23 protein-coding genes are annotated in these 24,983 nt (G+C 60.2%); 14 read left to right on the top strand and 9 right to left on the bottom strand.

Annotation, left to right across the window (positions count from 1 at the left end; translation table 11 throughout):
• Positions 1-499: 499 nt before the first annotated feature.
• Both iolB and ACOI6Z_RS21100 read right to left on the bottom strand, forming a co-directional pair.
• The gene (iolB, locus tag ACOI6Z_RS21105; RefSeq protein ID WP_023291777.1) at positions 500-1,309 is read right to left on the bottom strand and encodes a 5-deoxy-glucuronate isomerase; all 810 of its coding nucleotides are present in this window, start codon (positions 1,307-1,309) and stop codon (positions 500-502) included.
• 18 nt (positions 1,310-1,327) lie between these two features.
• Positions 1,328-2,833, bottom strand: coding sequence for a CoA-acylating methylmalonate-semialdehyde dehydrogenase (locus ACOI6Z_RS21100; protein WP_023291776.1), 1,506 nt, complete (start codon positions 2,831-2,833; stop codon positions 1,328-1,330).
• Between the two features lie 351 nt (positions 2,834-3,184).
• On the opposite strand from ACOI6Z_RS21100, the gene ACOI6Z_RS21095 reads away from it, so the two are divergent.
• Together ACOI6Z_RS21095 and ACOI6Z_RS21090 are read left to right on the top strand one after the other, a co-directional pair.
• On the top strand, positions 3,185-4,006 hold the full coding sequence (locus ACOI6Z_RS21095; protein WP_044525212.1) for a TIM barrel protein: 822 nt from the start codon (positions 3,185-3,187) through the stop codon (positions 4,004-4,006).
• A 97-nt stretch (positions 4,007-4,103) separates the two neighbouring features.
• Positions 4,104-5,606 carry a helicase HerA-like C-terminal domain-containing protein gene (locus tag ACOI6Z_RS21090; RefSeq protein ID WP_048336515.1) on the top strand — a complete coding sequence of 501 codons (1,503 nt, stop codon included), beginning with the start codon at positions 4,104-4,106 and terminating at the stop codon, positions 5,604-5,606.
• A gap of 50 nt (positions 5,607-5,656) precedes the next feature.
• Here ACOI6Z_RS21090 and lptG read toward each other — a convergent pair whose 3' ends face one another.
• Positions 5,657-6,739 carry an LPS export ABC transporter permease LptG gene (lptG, locus tag ACOI6Z_RS21085; protein WP_002886956.1) on the bottom strand — a complete coding sequence of 361 codons (1,083 nt, stop codon included), beginning with the start codon at positions 6,737-6,739 and terminating at the stop codon, positions 5,657-5,659.
• The gene (lptF, locus tag ACOI6Z_RS21080) at positions 6,739-7,836 is read right to left on the bottom strand and encodes an LPS export ABC transporter permease LptF (RefSeq protein ID WP_023291773.1); all 1,098 of its coding nucleotides are present in this window, start codon (positions 7,834-7,836) and stop codon (positions 6,739-6,741) included. The genes lptG and lptF overlap by 1 nt, the downstream gene beginning before the upstream one ends.
• A 389-nt stretch (positions 7,837-8,225) precedes the next feature.
• Between lptF and pepA the strand changes: the two genes are divergently transcribed.
• From pepA to ACOI6Z_RS21060, 4 genes are all read left to right on the top strand, one after another.
• The gene (pepA, locus tag ACOI6Z_RS21075) at positions 8,226-9,737 is read left to right on the top strand and encodes a leucyl aminopeptidase (RefSeq protein WP_004206531.1); all 1,512 of its coding nucleotides are present in this window, start codon (positions 8,226-8,228) and stop codon (positions 9,735-9,737) included.
• Positions 9,738-9,858: 121 nt separating this feature from the next.
• Complete coding sequence (gene holC / locus ACOI6Z_RS21070) at positions 9,859-10,302, top strand: DNA polymerase III subunit chi (protein WP_048296514.1); 444 nt, start codon at positions 9,859-9,861, stop codon at positions 10,300-10,302.
• Positions 10,302-13,157, top strand: coding sequence for a valine--tRNA ligase (locus tag ACOI6Z_RS21065; protein ID WP_048336514.1), 2,856 nt, complete (start codon positions 10,302-10,304; stop codon positions 13,155-13,157). The genes holC and ACOI6Z_RS21065 overlap by 1 nt, the downstream gene beginning before the upstream one ends.
• Positions 13,158-13,277: 120 nt before the next feature.
• Positions 13,278-13,781, top strand: coding sequence for a GNAT family N-acetyltransferase (locus ACOI6Z_RS21060; protein ID WP_064155459.1), 504 nt, complete (start codon positions 13,278-13,280; stop codon positions 13,779-13,781).
• Between the two features lie 283 nt (positions 13,782-14,064).
• Here the strand turns inward: ACOI6Z_RS21060 and miaE are convergent, their stop codons facing one another.
• Both miaE and rraB read right to left on the bottom strand, forming a co-directional pair.
• Positions 14,065-14,829: a tRNA isopentenyl-2-thiomethyl-A-37 hydroxylase MiaE gene (gene miaE, locus ACOI6Z_RS21055; RefSeq protein WP_065812802.1), complete on the bottom strand. Its 765-nt coding sequence runs from the start codon at positions 14,827-14,829 to the stop codon at positions 14,065-14,067.
• A 58-nt stretch (positions 14,830-14,887) separates the two neighbouring features.
• A complete protein-coding gene (gene rraB / locus ACOI6Z_RS21050) occupies positions 14,888-15,310 on the bottom strand; it encodes a ribonuclease E inhibitor RraB (RefSeq protein WP_023291768.1) in 423 nt (140 codons plus the stop codon).
• Positions 15,311-15,408: 98 nt separating this feature from the next.
• Here rraB and argL point away from each other — a divergent pair, with 98 nt between their 5' ends.
• Both argL and argF read left to right on the top strand, forming a co-directional pair.
• On the top strand, positions 15,409-15,504 hold the full coding sequence (argL, locus tag ACOI6Z_RS21045) for a putative translational regulatory protein ArgL (RefSeq protein ID WP_370736902.1): 96 nt from the start codon (positions 15,409-15,411) through the stop codon (positions 15,502-15,504).
• Entirely contained in the window at positions 15,474-16,478 is a 1,005-nt protein-coding gene (gene argF / locus ACOI6Z_RS21040; RefSeq protein WP_032454662.1) for an ornithine carbamoyltransferase, read from the top strand. The genes argL and argF overlap by 31 nt, the downstream gene beginning before the upstream one ends.
• 69 nt (positions 16,479-16,547) lie before the next feature.
• Here the strand turns inward: argF and ACOI6Z_RS21035 are convergent, their stop codons facing one another.
• Positions 16,548-17,000 (bottom strand): YhcH/YjgK/YiaL family protein, encoded by a 453-nt coding sequence (locus ACOI6Z_RS21035; RefSeq protein WP_049013635.1) that lies wholly within the window; start codon positions 16,998-17,000, stop codon positions 16,548-16,550.
• A 194-nt stretch (positions 17,001-17,194) separates the two neighbouring features.
• On the opposite strand from ACOI6Z_RS21035, the gene ACOI6Z_RS21030 reads away from it, so the two are divergent.
• The 4 genes from ACOI6Z_RS21030 (at position 17,195) to ridA (ending at position 19,284) form a co-directional block, all read left to right on the top strand.
• A complete protein-coding gene (locus ACOI6Z_RS21030; protein ID WP_002886930.1) occupies positions 17,195-17,299 on the top strand; it encodes a pyrBI operon leader peptide in 105 nt (34 codons plus the stop codon).
• A gap of 35 nt (positions 17,300-17,334) precedes the next feature.
• Positions 17,335-18,270, top strand: coding sequence for an aspartate carbamoyltransferase (gene pyrB / locus ACOI6Z_RS21025; protein ID WP_004206522.1), 936 nt, complete (start codon positions 17,335-17,337; stop codon positions 18,268-18,270).
• A gap of 13 nt (positions 18,271-18,283) precedes the next feature.
• Complete coding sequence (pyrI, locus tag ACOI6Z_RS21020; RefSeq protein WP_002886927.1) at positions 18,284-18,745, top strand: aspartate carbamoyltransferase regulatory subunit; 462 nt, start codon at positions 18,284-18,286, stop codon at positions 18,743-18,745.
• A 152-nt stretch (positions 18,746-18,897) separates the two neighbouring features.
• On the top strand, positions 18,898-19,284 hold the full coding sequence (ridA, locus tag ACOI6Z_RS21015) for a 2-iminobutanoate/2-iminopropanoate deaminase (RefSeq protein ID WP_002886926.1): 387 nt from the start codon (positions 18,898-18,900) through the stop codon (positions 19,282-19,284).
• Between the two features lie 73 nt (positions 19,285-19,357).
• Here ridA and mgtA read toward each other — a convergent pair whose 3' ends face one another.
• Both mgtA and mgtL read right to left on the bottom strand, forming a co-directional pair.
• Complete coding sequence (gene mgtA / locus ACOI6Z_RS21010; protein WP_023291764.1) at positions 19,358-22,066, bottom strand: magnesium-translocating P-type ATPase; 2,709 nt, start codon at positions 22,064-22,066, stop codon at positions 19,358-19,360.
• Between the two features lie 145 nt (positions 22,067-22,211).
• Positions 22,212-22,265, bottom strand: a complete 54-nt coding sequence (gene mgtL / locus ACOI6Z_RS21005) for a mgtA regulatory leader peptide MgtL (RefSeq protein ID WP_219340445.1) — start codon at positions 22,263-22,265, stop codon at positions 22,212-22,214.
• Between the two features lie 180 nt (positions 22,266-22,445).
• Here mgtL and treR point away from each other — a divergent pair, with 180 nt between their 5' ends.
• Positions 22,446-23,393, top strand: coding sequence for a trehalose operon repressor TreR (gene treR, locus ACOI6Z_RS21000; RefSeq protein WP_065812801.1), 948 nt, complete (start codon positions 22,446-22,448; stop codon positions 23,391-23,393).
• Between the two features lie 130 nt (positions 23,394-23,523).
• Positions 23,524-24,942, top strand: coding sequence for a PTS trehalose transporter subunit IIBC (gene treB / locus ACOI6Z_RS20995; RefSeq protein ID WP_023291762.1), 1,419 nt, complete (start codon positions 23,524-23,526; stop codon positions 24,940-24,942).
• The last annotated feature ends 41 nt before the right edge of the window (positions 24,943-24,983 follow it).

Raw genomic sequence — 24,983 nt, 5'->3', positions numbered from 1 at the left:
GATTTTGAGGCCGTCAGCACCGGCAGTTTCAGTCGCGCAAGTGGGTAAATCAAGGACAGGTCGCACGACCCCTCCAGGCCGGGTCAGGCGCAGCCGCCACCCGGCATAAAAGCGGCTCCGTACCCGCTGTCATCGCCCGGTGGCGCTGCGCTTACCGGGCCTACGAGGTATGAGCCTGTGAGAGGGCCCCGTAGGCCGGATAAGCGTGGCGCCATCCTGCATAAATACGGCGACGGTGTTTGCGGTGTCCTGCCCGGAGGCGCTGCGCTTGCCGGGCCTACGAGGTATGAGCCTGTGAGAGGACCCCGTAGGCCGGATAAGCGTAGCGCCATCCGGCACGGCCACGGGTACGGTGCCTGACTGCCCGGCGACGCTGCGCTTGCCGGGCCTGGGAGTGGGATTCCGCGGAGCCTTTCGCGAAAAAAAACCCGCAGCCCATAGACAAGAAGGCCGGTTAGCATCGCTAACCGGCCTTTTTTATCGGCGTCTGCGCGTCACGTTAGTCGTGGCGCGGATATTCCGGGGTGTTGATCCAGGCGTGGTCCTCTTCCCAGGTGAACAGCCATTTCCGATCCGGCCCGGCCATGACGTTCAGATAGTAGCTGTCGTAACCGGCAATCGCCGCCACCGGATGGTAACCGCGCGGCACCATCACCACATCGTGGTTATAGGGCGCCATGCAGGCGTCCAGGCTGCGGTCGTCGGTGTAGACCCGCTGGAAGGCAAAGCCCTGCGGCGGATCGAAGCGGTGATAGTAGGTCTCTTCCAGCTGCGTCTCTTTGCCCGGCTGGGCGGTATCGTGCTTATGCGACGGCCACGAGCTGGTGGCCCCTTCGTCGGTGTAGACCTCGACCACCAGCAGGCAATCCGCCTCGGCGCTGTCCGGCAGAATATTATGCACCCGGCGCTGGTTGCGCCCTTTCCCGCGGTGCTCCACGCCGACGTCTTCCGGCCGAATCAGGCGTGCCGGGAAGCTGCCTTTGCCCGGCGCGCTGCACACCGCCAGCTCCAGATCGGAATCGGCGGTCACCTCGACCCGATCCTGCGGCGGCACGTATACCGACCACGGCGGGGTACGTTCAAACGGCGACATCCGTTTACCGAGATTCGGGAAATCGGCCTGCTGCGTTTTCACCGACGCCAGGCCAGCGACCAGCACCAGGCACAGCTCGCGATCGCCGCTCTCCAGCGTCACAGTCTGCCCTTTTTTCAACATCCAGACATCGAAGCCGATATAGCGCCAACCGGCGCTTTGCGGCGTAATATGCTGGATCTGTCCCTCTTTTCGCGATTTAGCCAGTAACGACATGGCGCTCTCCTTCGCCGATTAACCTAACGTCGGCATGCTGAATTCAGATACGGTCTGCTGCCCTGCCGGCCAGCGTACGGTGGCGGTCTTCATGCGCGTGTAGAAGCGCACGCCGTCCGGCCCGTGGACGTTCAGCGCGCCAAACACTGAGCGCTTCCAGCCGCCGAAGCTGTGGAACGCCATCGGCACCGGGACCGGCACGTTCACCCCGACCATCCCCGCCTGCACGTCGTGGACGAATTCACGCGCGGTGTGGCCGTTGCTGGTGAAGACGGCGCTGCCGTTGCCAAACTCGTGGCTGTTGACCAGTTCGAGGGCGCTGTCATAGTCCGCCGCGCGCACAATCCCCAGCACCGGGCCAAAGATCTCTTCGCGCCAGATGGTCATCTCCGGGGTGACGTGATCGAACAGGGTGCCGCCGATATAATAGCCCGCGTCGTAGCCCGGCACGCGCAGTTTGCGGCCATCGACCACCAGTTTTGCCCCTTCGCTTTCGCCTTTATCAATATAGCCGAGCACTTTTTTCTGGTGAGTATCAGACACCACCGGCCCCATCTCGTTCTCTTCCTGGCCGCGCATGCAGCCCGGGCCCACTTTCAGCGCTTCCACCAGCGGCTTCAGGCGAGCGATCAGTTTGTCGGCGGTTTCATCTCCCACCGCCACCACCACCGGCAGCGCCATGCAGCGCTCGCCTGCGGAACCGAAGGCGCCGCCCATAATGGCGTTAACGGTGGCGTCGAGATCAGCATCCGGCATCACTATCGCGTGGTTTTTGGCGGCGCCGAAGGCCTGCACGCGCTTGCCGTGGGCGCTGGCGGTCTTATAGATATACTCCGCCACGCCGGAGGAGCCGACGAAGCTCACCGCCGCAATGCGTGGGTCAGTGTACAGCTGCTCGGCATCTTCATTGCTGCAGTGCACGACGTTAAACACGCCGTCCGGCAGACCGGCCTCTTTCAACAGCTCTGCCAGACGCACGGCGGCCGTTGGCGCCAGCGCCGGCGGCTTGAGGACGAAGCTGTTGCCGCAGGCCAGCGCCAGCGGGAACATCCACATCGGCACCATCGCCGGGAAGTTGAACGGGGTGATCCCGGCCACCACGCCCAGCGGCTGCATCAACGAGTAGCTGTCGACGCCGGTGCCGACGTCAGAGGAGTATTCGCCTTTAATCAGGTGCGGGATCCCGCAGGCGAATTCGACCACTTCCATGCCGCGGGTCAGCTCGCCCAGCGCATCCGACCACACTTTGCCGTGCTCGCTGACGATGATCCCCGCCAGCTCTTCCACGTGCTGCTCCAGCAACATTTTAAAGTTGAACAGCACGCGGGCGCGGCGCAGCGGCGTGGTGCGAGACCAGCTGTCAAACGCATCGCGAGCAACCTGAATCGCCTCAGAGACTTCCTGCGCGGTCGATACCGTGACTTCGCGCACCGCTTTGCCCGTCGCCGGATCGTACACCGGCATCGTTTCGTTGCTGCTGCTGATAACGGTTTTCCCGCCAATAAAGTTTCCTGTGATCGTCATGTTCTCGCCTCATAGTGAAGAGGGCCAGCGCACGCCGGCCCGTCGCTGATTCTGCTGTGCTATAACCGTAGTAAAATGAAATTTATATTTCAACATTGTTGTGAAATGAAATTTCATTTTGGTGATAACAGTCGCATTTTGCGCTCACGCATCGCTTACGCGCTTCCCCCATCGAGCCGCGCCGCCTCGCGATACCTGGCTCCCGGTCCCGGTCGCTCCCGCCGCGGCAGCCGGGAATATTTTGCGAGGCAGCTCAAACAATCATCATTTTCATTCTTGCTTATTTTGGAATAAACGTTTTGACTGTTAGCCAATTGAACGAACCCAACCCTCTTCCGTCAGGAGTGTCCTATGGCCATCGCAATGCAACGTTTTTGTATTAACCGCAAAATCGCGCCAGCGCTCAGCATTGAAGCGTTTTTCCGTCTGGTGAACCGTCTGGGCCTGAATAAAGTCGAGCTGCGCAACGATTTACCCAGCGGGAAAGTGACCGACGATCTGAGCCATCAGCAGGTGCGCGAGCTGGCGGCGCGTTACCACATCGAGATCCTGACGATTAACGCGGTCTATCCCTTTAACCGCCGTAGCGAAGAGGTGCGGCAGCTGACCGAGTCGCTGCTGAAAGAGGCCCAGGCCATCGGCGCTAAATCGCTGGTGCTCTGCCCGCTCAACGACGGCAGCGAGGTGCCGGCCAGCGACACTCTGAGCGCCCTGCGCGACCTGGCGCCGCTGTTCGCCTTCTACGGCATCCACGGCCTGGTGGAGCCGCTGGGCTTCCCGCAAAGCTCACTGCGATCGGCGCACCAGGCGCAGACGCTGATCCATGACGCCCGCGTGCCGTTTAAGCTGCTGATCGACACCTTCCATCACCATCTCTACCCGCAGGCGGCGGACGAGTTCAGCCAGGTGGAGGTGGCGGATATCGGTCTGGTGCACCTCTCCGGGGTGGACGATACCCGTCCGCGCGAGCAGCTCACCGATGCCGAGCGCATCATGCTGACGCCGCAGGATCGCCTCGGCACCTGCGAGCAGGTTAAAGCGCTGGAAGCCCGCGGCTATCAGGGGGTATACGCTTTTGAACCCTTCGCTCCCGAGCTGGCGCAGTGGAGCGAAGCGGATATCGAGCGCGAAATTGAGCAGAGCATTGCGCTTATCCAACGCCACTGCGCCTGAGGCCTCTCGCGACAGCGTGCGCGGCGCGTGACGATTTCCCCAACGCCGGACGACGAGGTTGCCTATAATCGTCGCAGGATAAATGGAGGAATCGATCATGAGCTCACCCCTGTTGATTGCGCGCACGCTGGATAACGCGCTCTATTTGCTGCCCGCGATGGCCAACCGCCATGGGCTGATCACCGGTGCGACCGGCACCGGTAAAACCGTCACCCTGCAAAAGCTGGCTGAGTCGTTCTCGGAAATTGGCGTGCCGGTATTTATGGCGGACGTTAAGGGCGACCTGACCGGCATTGCCGCCGCGGGGCAGAGCTCAGAGAAACTGCAGGCGCGGCTGGAGAAGATCGGCGTCAGCGACTGGGAGCCGCACGCCAACCCGGTGGTACTCTGGGATATCTTTGGCGAGAAGGGCCACCCGGTGCGGGCGACGGTCTCCGATCTTGGCCCCCTGCTGCTGGCGCGCCTGCTCAATCTCAATGAGGTGCAGAGCGGCGTGCTGAACATTATTTTCCGCATCGCGGACGACCGCGGTCTGCTGCTGCTTGACTTCAAAGACCTCCGCGCCATCACCCAGTTTATCGGCGACAACGCCAAATCTTTCCAGAACCAGTATGGCAATATCAGCAGCGCCTCGGTCGGCGCCATCCAGCGCGGACTGTTGACCCTGGAGCAACAGGGCGCCGGGCACTTCTTCGGCGAGCCGATGCTGGATATTGCCGACTGGATGCGCGTCGATGCCAGCGGCAAAGGGATAATCAATATCCTCAGCGCCGAAAAGCTCTACCAGATGCCGAAGCTCTACGCCGCCAGCCTGCTGTGGATGCTCTCCGAGCTGTACGAGCGTCTGCCGGAGGCGGGCGATCTCGACAAGCCCAAACTGGTGTTCTTCTTCGATGAGGCGCATCTGCTGTTCAACGACGCGCCGCAGGTGCTGCTGGATAAAATCGAACAGGTGATCCGTCTTATTCGCTCCAAGGGCGTCGGCGTCTATTTTGTCTCGCAGAACCCGGCGGATATACCCGACGCCGTGCTCGGCCAGCTGGGCAACCGCGTACAGCACGCGCTGCGCGCCTTTACGCCGAAGGATCAGAAAGCGGTGAAAACCGCCGCCCAGACCATGCGCGCCAACCCGGCCTTCAGTACCGAGCAGGCGATCCAGGAGCTGGGCACCGGCGAGGCGCTGATCTCCTTCCTCGATGAGAAAGGCAGCCCCTCGGTGGTCGAGCGGGCGATGGTTATCGCCCCCTGCTCGCGAATGGGGCCGGTCAGCGATGATGAGCGCAATGGCCTGCTGAATCACTCGCCGCTGTACGGCAAGTATGAAGAAGAGGTGGACCGCGAGTCGGCCTTCGAAATGCTGCAGCAAGGGGTGCAGGTCACTACCGAGCAGCAGTCGGCTCCGCCGGCGAAGGGTCAGCAGAGCGGGGATGACGATGGGCTGCTCGGCGGCCTGAAAGATATCCTGTTCGGCAGCACCGGCCCGCGCGGCGGCAAACGCGACGGTATCGTGCAGACCGCGGCGAAAAGCGCGGTTCGCCAGGTCACCAATCAGATCGTCCGCGGCATGCTGGGCAGTCTGCTGGGCGGCCGCAAGCGCTAAAAAAAAGCCCCCTCATCGTTGAGGGGGCTTACGTTCCGTAGCCGAGACCGCTAGGCCTTGCGCATCATCAGCCAGAGGCTTATCAGGAAGAAGCTGGCGCTTGGCAACAGGGCGCCGATGATCGGCGGTATGCCGTACACCAGGGTCAGCGGGCCGAAAATCTGATCCAGCACGTAGAAGATAAAGCCGAAGCTAATCCCGGTCACCACCCTGACGCCCATCGGCACGCTACGCAGCGGGCCAAAGATAAACGACAGCGCCATCAGCATCATCACCGCCACCGACAGCGGCTGGAAGATTTTGCTCCACATATTGAGCTGGTAGCGTCCCGGATCCTGGCCGCTGGACTTCAGGTATTTCACATAGTTGTGCAGCCCGCTGATCGACAGCGCGTCCGGATCCAGGGCTACCACGCCGAGCTTGTCCGGCGTCAGGTTGGTTTTCCAGGTGCCGCTCACCATCTGCGACCCGGTCACCTGCTTCGGATCGGTCAGATCGGATTCATCCACCTGCGACAGGCGCCACACTTTATTCTCGCTATCGAATTTTGCCGAGGCGGCATAGCGCACCGACTGTAAACGACGCTCCGGGTTGAAGGCATAAATGCTGACGCCCCCCAGCTCATCGTTACCTTTTACCCGTTCGATATAGACAAAGTTATGGCCATCTTTCGCCCACAGCCCCTGCTGGGTGGAAAGCAGCGAACCGCCGTACATCTGCTGGGCGCGGTAGTTGCGCGCCATCTGTTCGCCCTGCGGCGCCACCCACTCGCCGATCGCCATGGTCAACAGCACCAGCGGGATCGCGGTTTTCATCACCGCCAGCGCCACCTGCAGCCGGGTGAAACCGGACGCCTGCATCACCACCAGCTCGCTGCGCTGGGCCAGCATCCCCAGCCCCAGCAGCGCGCCAAGCAGCGCCGCCATGGGGAAGAAGATCTGGATGTCTTTCGGCACGCTGAGGATGGTGTAGAGGCCAGCGCCCAGCGCATCGTAACTACCCTGCCCGGACTTTTTCAGCTGATCGACAAACTTGATAATGCCGGAGAGCGACACCAGCATGAACAGGGTCATCATGATGGTGTTGAAAATCGTCTTACCGATATAACGGTCAAGTACGCCAAACGCCTGCATCAGGCCGCTCCTTTATTAAAACGGGCGCGGAAGCGGCGCATCGGCACCGTGTCCCACAGGTTTAACAGCACCGCCAGCGCAAAATAGAGCAGGTTAATCGCCCACATCCAGATAGCCGGGTCCATTTTGCCTTTGCCGCCGTTCGACTTAATCGAGGTCTGCAGCAGGAAGAACACCAGGTAGAGCAGCATCGCCGGCAGCATCGACAGCACGCGGCCCTGGCGCGGGTTGACCACGCTGAGCGGCACCACCATCAGCGCCATAATGAAGACGGTCGCCACCAGCGTGAAGCGCCAGTGCAGTTCGGCGCGCGCACGATCGGTGTGGGTCTGCCACAGGGTGCGCATATCCATCTGTTCGGTGTCGTCCGGATCGGCGGCCACCGCCTGGTGGCCGATAATGGCCTGATAGTTATTGAAGTCGGTGATGCGGAAGTCGCGCAGCATCGCGGTGCCTTCAAAGCGGGTGCCCTTATTGAGGGTCACCACCTGCGAACCGTCTTTCTGCTGCGACAGCTCGCCGGAATCCGCCACCACCACGGAGGGGCGCGCGTTGCCTTTCGGGCGCAGCTGGGCAAGGAAGACGTCATGGAAGCGGTTGCCGTTCACGCTCTCGATAAACATGACCGCGTTACCATCGCTGGCCTGCTGGAACTGGCCCTGGGCCAGCGCGGCCATGCCGGGGTTGGCCTTGGCTTCCGCCAGCACTTCATCCTGATGGCGCGACGACCAGGGCCCTGCCCACATCACGTTGACCGCCGCCACCGCGCCGGTGAACAGCGCGAGGATCATCGCCGCCTTGATCAATACGGCTTTACTCAGGCCGCAGGCGTGCATCACCGTAATTTCGCTTTCGGTGTACAGCTTGCCGAGGGTCATCAGCAGGCCAAGGAACAGACTTAACGGCAGGATAAGCTGCGCCATCTCCGGGATGCCGAGCCCCAGCAGCGAGAGCACCAGATTGGTTGGGATATCGCCATCCACCGCAGCGCCGAGGATCCTGACTAATTTCTGGCAAAAGAAAATCAGTAACAGGATGAATAGGATCGCCAACTGGCTTTTCAGCGTCTCACGAACCAGATATCTTATGATTATCACTATAAATACGCCCGTAAAAACCCGTTTTAGTGCAGGAAAATTGCTTGTTTCATGGCTTAAACGTCATTTATTCTCTTTGGTCGTCGAAAACGTCGCTAAGATTAAATGACTCATCGGTTCTGCATGTCAGGATCTTTTCTGACGAACCCAGGCCTTATTAACGTTAAGATTAACACGAAGTCACCGCAACAGCGGACATGAGTTACGAAAGCTTGCAATTATATACTCAATGGATTTCGAGTTGTAAGAAGGCAGCAGGGCTGTGGCCCCTGGCGCGCACAATGTGCCACGTCAGGGTAAGCAGGCGCAGCCGGCGCATCTGCAACTTGAAAGGCGACGAGTATAGCCGTAGCCACCACTGTTGTCTTTAAGATTCAGGAGCATAGTGCATGGAGTTCAGTGTAAAAAGCGGTAGCCCGGAGAAGCAGCGGAGCGCCTGTATCGTGGTCGGCGTCTTTGAACCACGTCGCCTCTCCCCCATCGCCGAACAACTCGATAAAATCAGCGACGGCTACATCAGCGCCCTGCTGCGTCGCGGCGAGCTGGAAGGCAAACCTGGCCAGACGTTATTGCTGCACCATGTGCCGAACATTCTGTCTGAGCGCATTCTGCTGATTGGCTGCGGCAAAGAGCGCGAACTGGATGAGCGTCAGTACAAGCAGGTCATCCAGAAAACCATCAATACCCTGAATGATACTGGTTCAATGGAGGCAGTCTGCTTCCTGACCGAGCTGCACGTCAAGGGTCGTAACAACTACTGGAAAGTTCGCCAGGCGGTGGAAACCGCCAAAGAGACGCTGTACAGCTTCGACCAGCTGAAGACCAACAAAAGCGAGCCGCGTCGCCCGCTGCGTAAAATGGTCTTTAACGTGCCGACCCGTCGCGAGCTGACCAGCGGCGAACGCGCCATTCAGCACGGGCTGGCGATTGCCGCCGGCATCAAAGCGGCGAAAGATCTCGGCAACATGCCGCCGAACATCTGTAACGCCGCCTATCTGGCCTCCCAGGCGCGCCAGCTGGCCGATACCTATAGCAAAAACGTTATCACCCGGGTGATCGGCGAACAGCAGATGCGCGAGCTGGGAATGAACGCCTACCTCGCCGTCGGCAACGGTTCGCAGAACGAGTCGCTGATGTCGGTCATCGAGTATAAAGGCAACCCGTCGGAAGACGCGCGCCCTATCGTGCTGGTCGGTAAAGGCCTGACCTTCGATTCCGGCGGTATCTCCATCAAGCCGGCCGAAGGCATGGACGAGATGAAGTACGACATGTGCGGCGCCGCGGCGGTGTACGGCGTGATGCGGATGGTTGCTGAGCTGCAGCTGCCGCTGAACGTGATCGGCGTGCTGGCGGGCTGTGAAAACATGCCTGGCGGTCGCGCTTATCGCCCGGGCGATGTTCTGACCACCATGTCCGGCCAGACGGTGGAAGTGCTCAACACCGACGCCGAAGGCCGTCTGGTGCTGTGCGACGTGCTGACCTACGTTGAGCGCTTCGAGCCGGAAGCGGTTATCGATGTCGCGACGCTGACCGGCGCCTGCGTGATTGCCCTCGGCCATCACATCACCGGCCTGATGTCGAACCATAACCCGCTGGCCCATGAGCTGATCGGCGCCTCTGAACTGGCGGGCGACCGCGCATGGCGTCTGCCGCTGGCCGACGAGTTCCAGGATCAGCTGGAATCCAACTTTGCCGATATGGCGAATATTGGCGGCCGTCCTGGCGGCGCGATCACCGCAGGCTGCTTCCTGTCGCGCTTCACCCGCAAGTACAACTGGGCGCACCTCGACATCGCCGGCACCGCCTGGCGCTCCGGTAAGGCCAAAGGCGCCACCGGTCGTCCGGTCGCGCTGCTGTCGCAGTTCCTGCTCAATCGCGCGGGTTTTAACGGCGAAGAGTGATTGCCGTCTGATGCCCGGTGGCGCTACGCTTACCGGGCCTACGGAAAGATGCCGTTTGTAAGCCGGGTAAGCGTAGCGCCGCCCGGCTTTACATTTAAATCCACAACAAGAAGCCCCATATATGAAAAACGCAACGTTCTATCTTCTGGACAACGAAGACACCGTCGAAGGCCTGAGCGCCGTCGAGCAGCTGGTGTGTGACATTGCCGCAGAACGTTGGCGCAACGGCAAGCGCGTCCTGATCGCCTGTGAAGATGAGCAGCAGGCGATTCGTCTCGATGAGGCGCTGTGGTCGCGACCACCGGAGAGCTTTGTGCCGCACAATCTGGCGGGCGAAGGCCCGCGAGGCGGCGCGCCGGTAGAGATTGCCTGGCCGCAAAAGCGCAACAGCAGCCCGCGGGACATTCTTATCAGCCTGCGGCTTAACTTTGCAGATTTTGCCACCGCTTTCACAGAAGTGATAGACTTTGTCCCTTACGAAGAAAATCTGAAACAACTGGCGCGCGAACGCTATAAGGCGTACCGCATGGCTGGTTTCAACCTGAACACGGCAACCTGGAAATAATGGAAAAGACATACAACCCACAAGATATCGAACAGCCGCTTTACGAGCACTGGGAAAAGCAGGGCTATTTCAAACCGAATGGTGATGAAAGCCAGGAGAGCTTCTGCATCATGATCCCGCCGCCGAACGTCACCGGCAGTTTGCATATGGGTCATGCCTTCCAGCAAACCATCATGGATACCATGATTCGCTACCAGCGCATGCAGGGCAAAAACACCCTGTGGCAGGCGGGGACCGACCACGCGGGTATCGCTACCCAGATGGTGGTTGAGCGTAAGATTGCCGCTGAAGAAGGGAAAACCCGTCACGACTACGGCCGCGATGCCTTTATCGACAAAATCTGGCAGTGGAAAGCGGAATCCGGCGGCACCATTACCCGTCAGATGCGCCGTCTCGGCAACTCCGTTGACTGGGAGCGCGAGCGCTTCACCATGGACGAAGGCCTTTCCAATGCCGTGAAAGAAGTCTTCGTTCGCCTGTACAAGGAAGACCTGATCTACCGCGGCAAACGCCTGGTTAACTGGGACCCGAAACTGCGCACCGCCATTTCCGACCTCGAAGTGGAAAACCGCGAATCGAAAGGCTCCATGTGGCATATCCGCTACCCGCTGGCCGATGGCGCGAAAACCGCTGACGGTAAAGACTACCTGGTGGTCGCCACCACCCGTCCGGAAACCCTGCTGGGCGATACCGGCGTGGCAGTTAACCCGGAAGATCCGCGTTACAAAGATCTGATTGGCAAATTCGTGGTGCTGCCGCTGGTTAACCGCCGCATCCCGATCGTGGGCGACGAACACGCCGACATGGAGAAAGGCACCGGCTGCGTGAAGATCACCCCGGCGCACGACTTTAACGACTACGAAGTGGGTCGTCGTCACCAGCTGCCGATGATCAACATCCTGACCTTTGACGGCGACATCCGCGAAAGCGCGGAAGTGTACGACACCAAAGGCAATGAATCCGACGTCTACTCCAGCGAGATCCCGGCGGAGTTTCAGAAACTGGAACGCTTCGCGGCGCGTAAAGCCGTCGTTGCGGCGGTTGACGCCCTCGGCCTGCTGGAAGAAATTAAACCGCACGACCTGACCGTCCCTTACGGCGACCGCGGCGGCGTGGTTATCGAACCGATGCTGACCGACCAGTGGTACGTGCGCGCGGACGTGCTGGCCAAGCCGGCGGTGGAAGCCGTTGAAAACGGCGACATTCAGTTCGTGCCGAAGCAGTACGAAAACATGTACTTCTCCTGGATGCGCGACATTCAGGACTGGTGTATCTCCCGTCAGCTGTGGTGGGGTCACCGCATCCCGGCATGGTATGACAACGACGGCAACGTTTACGTGGGCCGCACCGAAGACGAAGTACGCCAGGAAAATAACCTCGGCGCCGACGTGGCGCTGCGCCAGGACGAAGACGTGCTGGATACCTGGTTCTCCTCCGCGCTGTGGACCTTCTCCACTCTCGGCTGGCCGGAAAACACCGACGCCCTGCGTCAGTTCCACCCGACCAGCGTGATGGTGTCCGGCTTCGACATCATCTTCTTCTGGATCGCCCGCATGATCATGATGACCATGCACTTCATCAAAGATGAAAACGGTAAACCGCAGGTGCCGTTTAAGACCGTCTACATGACCGGTCTGATCCGCGATGACGAAGGCCAGAAGATGTCCAAATCCAAGGGTAACGTTATCGACCCGCTGGATATGGTTGACGGCATCACCCTGCCGGAGCTGCTGGAGAAACGTACCGGCAACATGATGCAGCCGCAGCTGGCGGAGAAAATCCGTAAGCGCACCGAGAAACAGTTCCCGAACGGCATCGAGCCGCACGGCACCGACGCCCTGCGCTTCACCCTGGCGGCGCTGGCCTCTACCGGCCGCGACATCAACTGGGATATGAAGCGTCTGGAAGGTTACCGTAACTTCTGTAACAAACTGTGGAACGCCAGCCGCTTCGTGCTGATGAACACCGAAGATCAGGATTGCGGCTTCAACGGCGGTGAAAGGGTGCTCTCTCTGGCCGACCGCTGGATCCTCGCGGAATTCAACCACACCGTCAAAGCGTATCGCGAAGCGCTGGATAACTTCCGCTTCGATATCGCCGCCGGCATCCTGTACGAGTTCACCTGGAACCAGTTCTGCGACTGGTACCTGGAACTGACCAAGCCGGTGATGAACGGCGGCAGCGAAGCGGAACTGCGCGGCACTCGCCATACGCTGGTGACCGTGCTGGAAGGTCTGCTGCGCCTGGCGCATCCGATCATTCCGTTCATCACCGAGACCATCTGGCAGCGCGTGAAGGTCATCTGCGGGATCACCGCCGACACCATCATGCTGCAGCCGTTCCCGCAGTATGATGCCTCTCAGGTGGATGACGCGGCGCTGGCCGACACCGAATGGCTGAAGCAGGCGATCGTCGCCGTACGTAACATCCGTGCGGAAATGAACATCGCCCCGGGCAAACCGCTGGAACTGCTGCTGCGCGGCTGCAGCAAAGAGGCCGAGCGTCGCGTGAACGACAACCGCAGCTTCCTGCTGAATCTGGCGCGTCTGGAAAGCATTACCGTGCTGCCTGCCGATGATAAAGGTCCGGTCTCCGTGACCAAGATCGTCGACGGCGCCGAGCTGCTGATCCCAATGGCGGGCCTCATCAACAAAGAAGATGAGCTGGCGCGTCTGGCGAAAGAAGTGGCCAAAATCGAAGGCGAGATTAGCCGCATCGAAAGCAAGCTGGCTAACGAAGGCTTTGTCGCCCGCGCGCCGGAAGCGGTGATCGCCAAAGAGCGCGAGAAGCTGGAAGGCTACGCGGAAGCGAAAGCGAAGCTGATTGAGCAGCAGGCGGTGATCGCCGCGCTGTAATCCTCCCGCCCCTTGCCACCCGGCAAGGGGCGTTTTTTATGAAACATCCTCGCTTGCGCTCTCCCCTGCCGCGATGTTATTAACATCATCATTCGTCTTTTTTGGGTAGTGAGTCATTGTATGAATACGAGCGTCCCCGCGGCGACATTGCTGCGTCGCATCACGGTGGCAGACAATCCCGCCATCGCCAGGGTCATCCGCCAGGTATCCGCAGAATATGGCCTGACCGCCGATAAAGGCTATACGGTCGCCGACCCGAATCTCGATGAGCTGTATGAGCTGTACAGCCAGCCAGGCTCGGCCTATTGGGTGGTGGAGAAAGAGGGAGAAGTGGTTGGCGGCGGCGGCGTCGCGCCGCTCGCCTGCAGCGAGCCGGATATCTGCGAGCTGCAGAAAATGTATTTCATGACCAGCGCCCGCGGCCAGGGGCTGGCGAAGAAGCTGGCGCTGCTGGCGCTGGACTACGCCCGCGAGCAAGGGTTTAAACGCTGCTATCTGGAAACCACCGCCTTCCTGACGGAGGCGATCGGCTTATATGAGCATCTTGGCTTCGAACATATTGACGGTCCGCTGGGCTGCACCGGCCACGTGGACTGCGAAGTGCGGATGTTGAAAATGCTGTAACGCCTCGATATCGCAGGCGTCCCCGGTAGCGCTACGCTTACCGGGGCTACAGTTCGGTAGCCCGGCTAAGCGTAGCGCGAGCCGGGGCATGTCCCGGATGGCACCGCTTGCACCTTACCCGTGCTCGCGGTGCCGTTTTTTTGTCGGGTGGCGGCTAACGCCTTACCCGACCTACGGCCCGTACCATGGCGAGCTGAAGCTCTCAACGCTATCTCTCCCCCCATGGCTACTGAGACTGCCGGCGTGAGTGGCGACCGGGGCGACGGGAGCCGAACAGCGTGGGCTACGCCGCCGCCGGCACGCCGCTGTGAAAGCGGAACTCGGCCTCCGGACGGAGGATCAGCGCCGCTTCCGCCTCGCCGAGCTGGCGGACCCGTTCGCTGATATCTTCTCCGGCAATCTTCTGCGCCAGATCCAGGTAGTCCTGATAGTGACGCGCTTCCGAGCGCAGCAGCGACAGATAGAACTTCTGCAGATCGTCGTCCAGCCACGGCGCCAGCGCCGCAAAGCGCTCGCAGGAGCGGGCCTCGATATAGGCGCCGCAGATAAGCTTATCGATCAGCATCACCGGCTCATGTGAGCGCACCTCCCGTCGCATGCCGCGGGCATAGTTGCTGGCGGTGATTTTGACGTAGGGGATATCGTGCGCCAGCATCATCTCCCGCACCTGCCAGAAATGATGCAGCTCCTCTTTAATCAGCAAAATCATGCTGTCCAGCAGCTGACGGCCCCACGGGTCGTCGGTCTGCGGCATGGCGCTTTTGTTGATCCGTTTATGCAGGGCGACAAAATCCGGCTCCGGCCCCCGGCGGTAGGTGAAGTCTTCATACGGCTTCAGGCAGGCCAGCAGCTCGTCGGCGTCGGCTTTATCCGCGACGTAGCGACGCACCAGCAGCATGGCGTTCTGCGCCGCTTTCAGTTCGCACACCATATGGTCGGTCAGCAGCAGCGGCAGGTTTTCCGGCTTGCGGGCTTCGTCAATCCACGCCTGCGGCGTCGGGCAGTGCAGGAAGTTGATAATCGGGGAGAGTATCTGCGGGTAATCCATGGAAGTTCCTTGCTATACGGCGGCTGGCGCCGCCGTATCCATCTACATCATCTGCGACTTAGTGACGAACACCATCGTCGTCTTCATCGACAAAATCTTCGTCATCCTCGCCGTCTTCTTCGCCGTTCGGGTCCTCATAGTAGGTGCCCCAACCGTCATACTCGACGTCAAATTTTTCTGCCAGCGTCATCAGCTGTTCCACCTGGGCATCGATCAGTTCTGCGTTCAGGGCGCATTCGCTCAGGATATCGCAGCAGATGACCACTTCACCCTCTTCCACTTCCAGCTCTTCGGGCTCGGTCACTTCGTAGCCCAGCTTAAACGCTTCCACCGCCACTTTCTCCAGGGTTTCGAAATCGTCTGCAGAGAGGTGATGCTCAATCGTGTACAGTGCGTCCGGATCGCTGCCATCTTCCAGCAGCTCTTCGATAATCAGACGCGTCTCTTCACGCTGTTCTTCCAGGTGTTCCGGGTTTGCCATGGCTCGTTCCTCATAATGTGCGGCAGTTATCCCTATTGTCACATACCGCCGTCATTGCCTCCACTTCTCAGTGAAAGATTTCGATCACAGACTTGCAAATGAATATTCATACATATAAATTGAATTTTAATTCAATTAGTGGCCTATGCCAGGTGAGGGAACCATGTCTGCGTTTTACCAGAAGCATTTTTTAAAGTTACTCGATTTTACGCCTGCAGAAATCACCGCCCTGCTCGAGCTGGCGGCAAAGCTGAAAGCCGATAAGAAAAACGGTATCGAAGTCCAGAAACTGGCAGGGAAAAACATCGCGCTCATCTTCGAAAAAGACTCAACCCGTACACGATGCTCTTTCGAAGTTGCCGCATACGATCAGGGCGCCCGCGTGACCTACCTGGGGCCCAGCGGCAGCCAGATTGGCCATAAAGAGTCGATCAAGGACACCGCCCGCGTGCTCGGACGGATGTACGACGGCATTCAGTACCGCGGCCACGGCCAGGAAGTGGTGGAGACCCTGGCGCAATACGCCGGCGTGCCAGTGTGGAACGGCCTCACCAACGAGTTCCACCCTACCCAGCTGCTGGCGGACCTGCTGACCATGAAAGAGCACCTGCCGGGCAAAGCCTTTAACCAGATGACGCTGGTCTACGCCGGCGACGCGCGCAACAACATGGGCAATTCGATGCTGGAAGCCGCGGCGCTGACCGGTCTGGATCTGCGCCTGGTGGCGCCCTCGGCCTGCTGGCCGGAGGCCGCGCTGGTGGAAACCTGTACCGCGCTGGCGAAACAGCAGGGCGGCAACATCACCCTGACGGAAGATATCGCCGCGGGGGTGCAAGGCGCCGATTTTATCTATACCGACGTCTGGGTCTCAATGGGCGAGGCGAAGGAAAAATGGGCCGAACGTATCGCCCTGCTGCGCGACTATCAGGTTAACAGTGCGATGCTGGCGCTGACCGGCAACCCGCAGGTCAAATTCCTCCACTGCCTGCCAGCGTTCCATGATGACCAGACCACGCTGGGCAAACAGATGGCTGCCGAATACGGCCTGCACGGCGGCATGGAGGTGACTGACGAGGTGTTTGAGTCGGCGGCAAGCGTGGTCTTCGACCAGGCGGAAAACCGGATGCACACCATCAAAGCGGTGATGGTGGCGACGCTGAGCAAATAGTCCTTCGCTCGCCGTCAAATCCCGGATCGCTCGGCGCGTATCCGGGATACCGCTCGTCAGGGCGCTTTGTCACGCCATCAGCATCTTCACCACCGCTTTGCGCACCTTCGCCGGGGCGCCCACGGCGCACAGCGGTTTATGCACTTCGCCGGGATAAAACACCACAAAGTCCCCTGCGTTAAGGATCACCGTTTGCTCCTGCGCCCCCTCCGCCAGGAAAGCGATGTCTTTCTCCGCCAGCCAGTCGGTCTGCGGCTCTCCTGCCGGCAGGGTGCTGAAGGTCATCCCCTCGCTGCCGCGGAGCACAATCTGGATATCGAGATAGCGGGCATGATATTCCGCGCGACGCGCGGCCTGCGGCTCGGTGGTGTCTTCGGAAATCAGATAAAACAGGTTGTTGCCGTCGATATCATGTTTACCCAGCGGCGTCGCCTCGCTGACATGGGCGATAACGTGTTCGATAGCCTCGCGCAGCGCGGCAGGCAGCCATGGCTGCAGATGGTGGATATTGCCAATAATCATCGCTTACCTCAAATATAAAACAACATTTCATTTTTGCGTTTTATACCCCCATCGTCGCTGCCATACCAGTGCAGTTTCACGGTTCTTTGCGCTGGCGCACTTTTCTGCAGGCAAACGATTACCTGTTTGTGAATGAATCGCTTGATCGTCATAACGGTCTGCGTATAATGCCAGTCGTTTTGCCGGGAGGAAGCATGGCCAATTGCGTACGACATTCTGTCTTAGCGCGTCTCAATGCAGACGCTGGCCTGCCGTTTTTCTTTCCGTTGCTCATTGGATTCCCGAAGCCCCTTATTTAAGGGGCTTTTTTTTGCCCAGGCGTCAGGAGATAAGCATGGCTAACCCGTTATATCAAAAACATATCATTTCCATAAACGATCTCAGCCGCGAAGACCTCGAACTGGTGCTGGCGACGGCGGCAAAGCTGAAAGCTAATCCACAACCCGAGCTGCTGAAGCATAAGGTTATCGCCAGCTGTTTCTTTGAAGCCTCGACCCGCACCCGCCTCTCTTTTGAAACCTCGATGCACCGCCTGGGGGCCAGCGTGGTCGGCTTCTCCGACAGCGCCAACACCTCGCTGGGCAAAAAAGGGGAAACGCTGGCGGATACCATCTCCGTCATCAGCACCTACGTTGACGCCATCGTGATGCGTCATCCGCAGGAGGGCGCCGCCCGTCTGGCGACCGAATTCTCCGGCGGCGTGCCGGTACTGAACGCCGGCGACGGCGCCAACCAGCACCCGACCCAGACCCTGCTCGACCTGTTCACCATTCAGGAGACCCAGGGCCGCCTCGAAAACCTCAACGTGGCGATGGTCGGCGATCTGAAGTATGGCCGTACCGTCCACTCCCTGACCCAGGCGCTGGCCAAATTCAGCGGCAACCGCTTCTACTTTATCGCCCCGGACGCGCTGGCCATGCCGCAGTACATCCTCGATATGCTGGATGAAAAAGGTATCGCCTGGAGCCTGCATAGCGCCATCGACGACGTGATGGCGGAAGTGGATATTCTCTACATGACCCGCGTGCAGAAAGAGCGTCTGGATCCGTCGGAATACGCCAACGTCAAAGCGCAGTTCGTCCTGCGCGCCGCCGACCTCGAAGGGGCGCGCGCCAATATGAAGGTGCTGCACCCGCTGCCGCGCATTGACGAAATCACCACCGATGTCGATAAAACGCCGCACGCCTGGTACTTCCAGCAGGCCGGTAACGGCATCTTCGCCCGCCAGGCGTTACTGGCACTGGTACTGAATAGCGAGCTGGCACTGTAAGGGGAAATGAGAGATGACACACGACAATAAACTGCAGGTAGAAGCGATCAAACGCGGCACCGTGATCGACCACATTCCGGCGCAGGTCGGCTTTAAGCTGCTCACCCTGTTCAAACTGACCGAAACCGACCAGCGCATCACCATCGGCCTGAACCTGCCCTCCGGCGAGATGGGCCGCAAGGATTTGATTAAAATCGAGAACACCTTCCTGACCGACGAGCAGGTTAACCAGCTGTCGCTGTACGCCCCGCAGGCGACGGTAAACCGCATTGATGATTACGAAGTGGTGGGCAAATCCCGCCCGAGCCTGCCGGATCGCATCGACAGCGTGCTGGTCTGCCCGAACAGCAACTGTATCAGCCACGCCGAACCGGTTTCTTCCAGTTTTGCAGTAAAAAAACGCGCTGATGACATCGCACTCAAATGTAAATACTGCGAAAAAGAGTTTTCTCATTATGTGGTGCTGGCCAACTAAATGCGGTTGGTATTGGTGGTAGGCCTCCCTATAATGGCTACCACCCTACGCTTCGTCCTTCAGGCGGCGTCTGCGCCGGCGGCACAGCGCTTACCGCCTGGCGGCCACCTGAATGATTTTGCGTAACATTACTCAGTTCATCTGGAGATAACATGAGCAAAACTATTGCGACGGAAAATGCACCAGCAGCGATTGGCCCCTACGTTCAGGGCGTTGACCTGGGCAGCATGATCATCACCTCTGGCCAGATCCCGGTCGACCCGAAAACCGGCAGCGTTCCGGAAGACGTATCCGCGCAGGCGCGCCAGTCGCTGAACAACGTGAAAGCCATCGTTGAAGCCGCAGGCCTCACCGTCGGCGATATCGTCAAGACCACCGTTTTCGTCAAAGATCTCAACGATTTCGCTACCGTTAACGCCACATACGAAGCGTTCTTCACCGAGCACAACGCCACCTTCCCGGCGCGCTCCTGCGTTGAAGTGGCGCGTCTGCCGAAAGACGTGAAGATCGAGATCGAAGCCATCGCTGTGCGCCGCTGATCGCGAACCCCGGCATGAAAAAAGGCAGCCCGCAGGCTGCCTTTTTTACGGGGGTCATCCGCAAACCTTCCCCTCACTGCCAGCCGTAGCGGCGGCTGTAGAAGCCTTTGACCGTTTGGGTCAGCACCATATAGCCCGCCAGGATCGCCACCAGCCATGGGAAGTAGCTCAGCGGCAGGGCCTGCAGCTGCAGATAGCCCGCCAGCGGCGAGAACGGCAGCGCGATCCCCACCGCCATCACCACCAGGGTCATGGCGAACAGCGGCCAGGCGGCGCGGCTCTGGACGAACGGAATGCGCCGGGTGCGGATCATGTGCACGATCAGCGTTTGCGATAGCAGCCCTTCAATAAACCAGCCGGACTGGAACAGGGTCTGCATCTCCACGGTATTGGCGTGGAACACCCACCACATCAGGCCGAAGGTGAGGATATCGAAAATCGAGCTGATCGGGCCGAAGAAGACCATAAAGCGTCCGAGGTCGGCCGGGTTCCAGCGCTGCGGCTTGCGGATCTGTTCATCGTCCACATTATCGAACGGGATCGCCACCTGGGAGACATCGTACAGCAGGTTCTGAATCAACAGGTGCAGCGGCAGCATCGGCAGAAACGGCAGGAAGGCGCTGGCCACCAGCACGCTGAAGACATTGCCGAAGTTGGAGCTGGCGGTCATTTTGATGTACTTAAGCATGTTGGCGAAAGTGCGGCGGCCTTCGATCACCCCCTCCTCCAGCACCATCAGGCTTTTCTCCAGCAGAATGATATCCGCCGCCTCGCGGGCGATATCCACCGCGCCGTCGACCGAGATGCCGATGTCCGCCGCGCGCAGCGCCGGGGCGTCGTTGATGCCGTCGCCCATAAAGCCCACCACGTGGCCTTCGCGTTTCAGCAGCGTCACGATGCGCTCCTTATGCAGCGGCGCCAGGCGGGCGAAGAGCGTGGTGCGTTTCGCCAGCGCCGCCAGCTCGTCGTCGCTCATAGCTTCAATCTGGCTGCCAATCACCACTTCGCCGGCATCCAGCCCCACTTCATGGCACACCTTCGCCGCCACCAGCTCGCTGTCGCCGGTGAGGATCTTCACCGTGATGCCGCTGGCTTTTAACGCTTTCAGCGCCGGGGCGGTGGTCTCTTTCGGCGGATCGAGGAAGGCGATGTAGCCTTCAAGGATCAGGTCCGACTCATCGGCGCGCTGGTAGTCGCCTTCGCGGGCCGGCAGGTACTTGGTCGCCACCGCCACCACCCGCAGCCCCTGTCGGTTGAGGGTGTCAGTGACCCGGCGGATGCGGCGCAGCATGGTGTCGTCCAGCGGCACGATATCGCCGTTGTAGCGCACCTGGGTTGAGACGTTGAGGATCTCCTGCAGCGCCCCTTTGCAGATCAGCTGATGCGCGGCGTCCTCCTCTTTCACCACCACCGACATGCGGCGGCGTTCGAAATCGAAGGGGATCTCATCCACTTTCTGCCAGCGCGCCGCCAGCCCGCGGGCGGCCTCCAGCTCAACGCCCTCCAGCACCGCGGTGTCGAGCAGATTTTTCAACCCGGTCTGGTAGTGGCTGTTCAGCCAGGCGGCATGCAGTACGCGCTCGCTGACCTTGCCGGAGACGTCGGTATGGTTCTCCAGCACAATCTTATCCTGAGTCAGGGTGCCGGTTTTATCGGTGCAGAGGATGTCCATCGCGCCAAAGTTCTGAATGGCGTCGAGGTGCTTCACGATGACCTTTTGCTTCGACAGCTTTACCGCCCCGCGCGCCAGCGTCGAGGTGACGATCATCGGCAGCATCTCCGGCGTCAGGCCGACCGCCACCGACAGCGCGAACAGCGCCGCCTCCCACCAGTCGCCTTTGGTGTAGCCATTGATCAGCAGCACCACCGGGGCCATCACCAGCATAAAGCGGATCAGCAGCATACTCACCCGGCTGATGCCTTTCTGGAAGGCGTTCGGCTCGCTCTCCTGCTCGCTGACGCGGCCGGCCAGTTGACCAAACCAGGTGTGGCCGCCGGTGGCGAAGACGATGGCCTGCGCCGAGCCGCTCACCACGTTGGTGCCCATAAAGCACAGGGTGTCGCACTCCAGCGGGTTCTGCTGCAGCGGATCGCGGCTGCGGGCCACTTTCTCCACCGGCAGCGATTCGCCGGTCAGCGAGGCCTGGGCGACGAACAGATCCCGCGCCTGCAGGATACGCAGGTCCGCCGGGATCATGTCCCCCGCCGACAGCCGGATGATGTCGCCCGGCACCAGCTGGTCGATAGGCAGCTCCAGCCAGCGGCTCTCCCCCTGCTCGTTGACCACCCGCAGCACGGTGGCGGTATTGCTCACCATCGCCTTCAGCGCATCCGCCGCTTTGGTCGAGCGCGCCTCCTGGATGAAGTTGAGCAGCGTCGAGATCCCCACCATCAGGGCGATCACCCCGGCGGCGAACAGATCTTCGGTGGAATAGGAGACGATGCCGAGCACCGTCAGCAGCAGATTGAACGGGTTGCGGTAGCAGGTCCACAGATGCACCCACCACGGCGAGGGCTTCTGCGCCGGGATCTGGTTGTCGCCGTGTTTAAGGATTTTCGCCGCCACTTCGCCTTCATTGAGCCCTTCAGGGTGGCTGTCAAAGGCGCGCCAGATCTCCTGGTCGTCCATCGCCGCCACGTCCAGGCACTGTTTGCCCAGCGACTCAGGAATGGGGCCGCTCGCCAGATGGCGGGCGTCCGGCAGCGGATCGCGCTGGACTAAACGGCGTGGCAGATGGCGGCTAAGCTGTGCGAACAGCTGCCGGGTATAATTTTTCAGCATAAACAGTCCCTCCGCGCTCGCGCAAGCGAACGCAGCGTTGCCGACGGGCGTAGCAAAACCTACCTGTCAGGCATGTTATTTTTATGGCAGGGACATCAAGGACGTCACTGCTTTACGCTTTCCGGTAAAGCAGTGTTAAACAGGCTTACCGGAAAGAAAGGTTGCTCCATCGAGGATGAGGAGTGGGATCGGGGTCCATAACTATCTCCGGTAAGTGAATTTAAACGGCGCGGATTATAGCGCCCTCGTTGAGGATTGTGTGGCAATAATGGCGATGATAAACCCGCGCAACTAAACCGAACGTAAACCAGACTTTGCTCATTGCGGTTTGGTTGAGTAGCATTAGGCTCACTTCTACCCACCCTGACGAGAATTCCGCATGCAGAACCGGCTGACCATCAAAGATATCGCGCGCTTAAGCGGCGTAGGGAAATCAACGGTATCCCGCGTCCTCAACAACGAGAGCGGGGTCAGCGAACGGACCCGCGAGCGCGTCGAAGCGGTGATGCAGCAGCACGGTTTCTCGCCCTCCCGCTCCGCCCGCGCCATGCGCGGCCAGAGCGATAAAGTGGTGGCGATTATCGTCACCCGTCTCGATTCGCTGTCGGAAAACCTCGCCGTGCAGACCATGCTGCCCGCCTTTTATGAGCAGGGTTACGACCCGATTATGATGGAGAGTCAGTTCTCCCCTGGGCTGGTGGAGGAGCATCTCGGCATGCTCGCCCGGCGTAATATTGACGGCGTGGTGCTGTTCGGTTTTACCGGCATCGACGAGGCGATGCTCGCTCCCTGGCGCGACACCCTGGTGCTGATGGCCCGCGACGCCCCCGGCTTCGCCTCGGTGTGCTATGACGACGAGGGGGCCATCACGCTGCTGATGCAGCGGCTCTACGAGCGCGGACATCGCCACATCAGCTTCCTTGGCGTACCGCACAGCGACGTCACCACCGGCGAACGCCGCCATCGCGCCTACCTCGCCTTCTGTAAAAAGCATCGCCTGACGCCCACCGCCGCCCTGCCGGGGCTGGGCATGAAGCAGGGGTATGACACCGTCGCCAGCGTGCTGACGGCCGAGACCAGCGCCCTGGTGTGCGCCACCGATACCCTCGCCCTCGGCGCCAGCAAATATCTCCAGCAGCAGGGCCGCGATGCGCTGCAGCTCGCCAGCGTCGGCAGCACGCCGCTGATGAAGTTTCTCCACCCGGAAATATTGACCGTCGATCCTGGCTATGCCGAGTCCGGACGCCGGGCCGCCCGGCAGCTGATCGAGCAGATCGCCGGCAGCGTCGATCCCCGCCAGATCGTCATTCCCGCCGCCCTCAATTAATCTCGTTCGGGCGATTTATGTGATCGTCGCCGGGTTTCGGGAACGTTCCCATTTTGCAAATCAAGCGGAACGGTTAGGATGCCCTCAAGGTAAAAACGGCATCTCTCCCCTCTGTTTTTGAGGCTTCATCATGAGCAAAGTAAACCAGCAGGACATCGATAAACTGATCGAACTGGTGGGCGGGCGCGGCAATATCGCCACCGTCAGCCACTGTATTACCCGTTTGCGCTTTGTGCTGAACGACCCGGCCATCGCCAGACCAAAAGAGATTGAGCAGCTGCGCATGGTGAAGGGATGCTTCACTAACGCCGGTCAGTTCCAGGTGGTCATCGGCACCGAGGTGGGTGATTACTACAAGGCCCTGCTGGCGACCACCGGTCAGACTTCCGCCGATAAAGAGCAGGTCAAACAGGCCGCGCGGCAAAATATGAAGTGGCATGAACAGCTGATCTCGCACTTCGCCGAGATCTTCTTCCCGCTGCTGCCGGCGCTGATCAGCGGCGGTCTGATCCTCGGTTTCCGCAACGTCATCGGCGACTTACCCATGAGCAACGGCCAGACGCTGGCCCAGATGCACCCGTCGCTGAAAACCATCTATGACTTCCTGTGGCTGATTGGCGAGGCGATCTTCTTCTATCTGCCGGTGGGGATCTGCTGGTCGGCGGTGAAGAAGATGGGCGGTACGCCGATCCTTGGGATCGTCCTGGGCGTGACCCTGGTGTCTCCGCAGCTGATGAACGCCTATCTCCTCGGCCAGCAGGTGCCGGAGGTGTGGAACTTCGGCCTGTTTACCATTGCTAAAGTCGGCTACCAGGCGCAGGTCATCCCGGCCCTGCTGGCGGGCCTGACCTTAGGCTTTATCGAGACGCGCCTCAAGCGCATTGTGCCTGACTACCTCTACCTGGTCATTGTGCCGGTCTGCTCGCTGATCCTCGCGGTATTCCTCGCGCACGCCATTATCGGTCCGTTCGGCCGCCTGATCGGCGACGGCGTGGCCTTCGCAGTGCGCCATCTGTTAACCGGCAGCTTCGCGCCGATCGGCGCCGCGCTGTTTGGCTTCCTCTACGCGCCTCTGGTGATTACCGGCGTCCATCAGACCACCCTCGCCATCGATATGCAGATGATCCAGAGCATGGGCGGGACCCCGGTGTGGCCGCTGATTGCGCTGTCCAACATTGCCCAGGCGTCGGCGGTGGTCGGCATCATCATCGCCAGCCGCAAGCAGAATGAACGTGAAATCTCGGTACCGGCGGCGATCTCCGCCTATCTCGGGGTCACCGAGCCGGCAATGTACGGTATCAACCTGAAGTACCGCTTCCCGATGCTGTGCGCGATGATCGGCTCCGGCCTCGCCGGCCTGCTGTGCGGCCTGAACGGCGTGCTGGCGAACGGCATCGGCGTCGGCGGCCTGCCGGGGATCCTCTCCATCCAGCCGAGCTACTGGCAGGTGTACGCCATGGCGATGGCCATCGCGGTGGTGGTGCCGATTATCCTCACCACCGTGGTGTATCAGCGCAAGTACCGTCAGGGCACCTTGCAGATTGTCTAACTTCTTCTTTCGGGGCGCCTTTGGCGCCCCTCGTTGCAGCA

The sequence above is a fragment of the Klebsiella sp. C239 genome, assembly GCF_048822715.1.
Lineage (GTDB): Bacteria > Pseudomonadota > Gammaproteobacteria > Enterobacterales > Enterobacteriaceae > Klebsiella > Klebsiella quasipneumoniae.
This window is presented reverse-complemented; position numbering and strand designations above follow the sequence as displayed.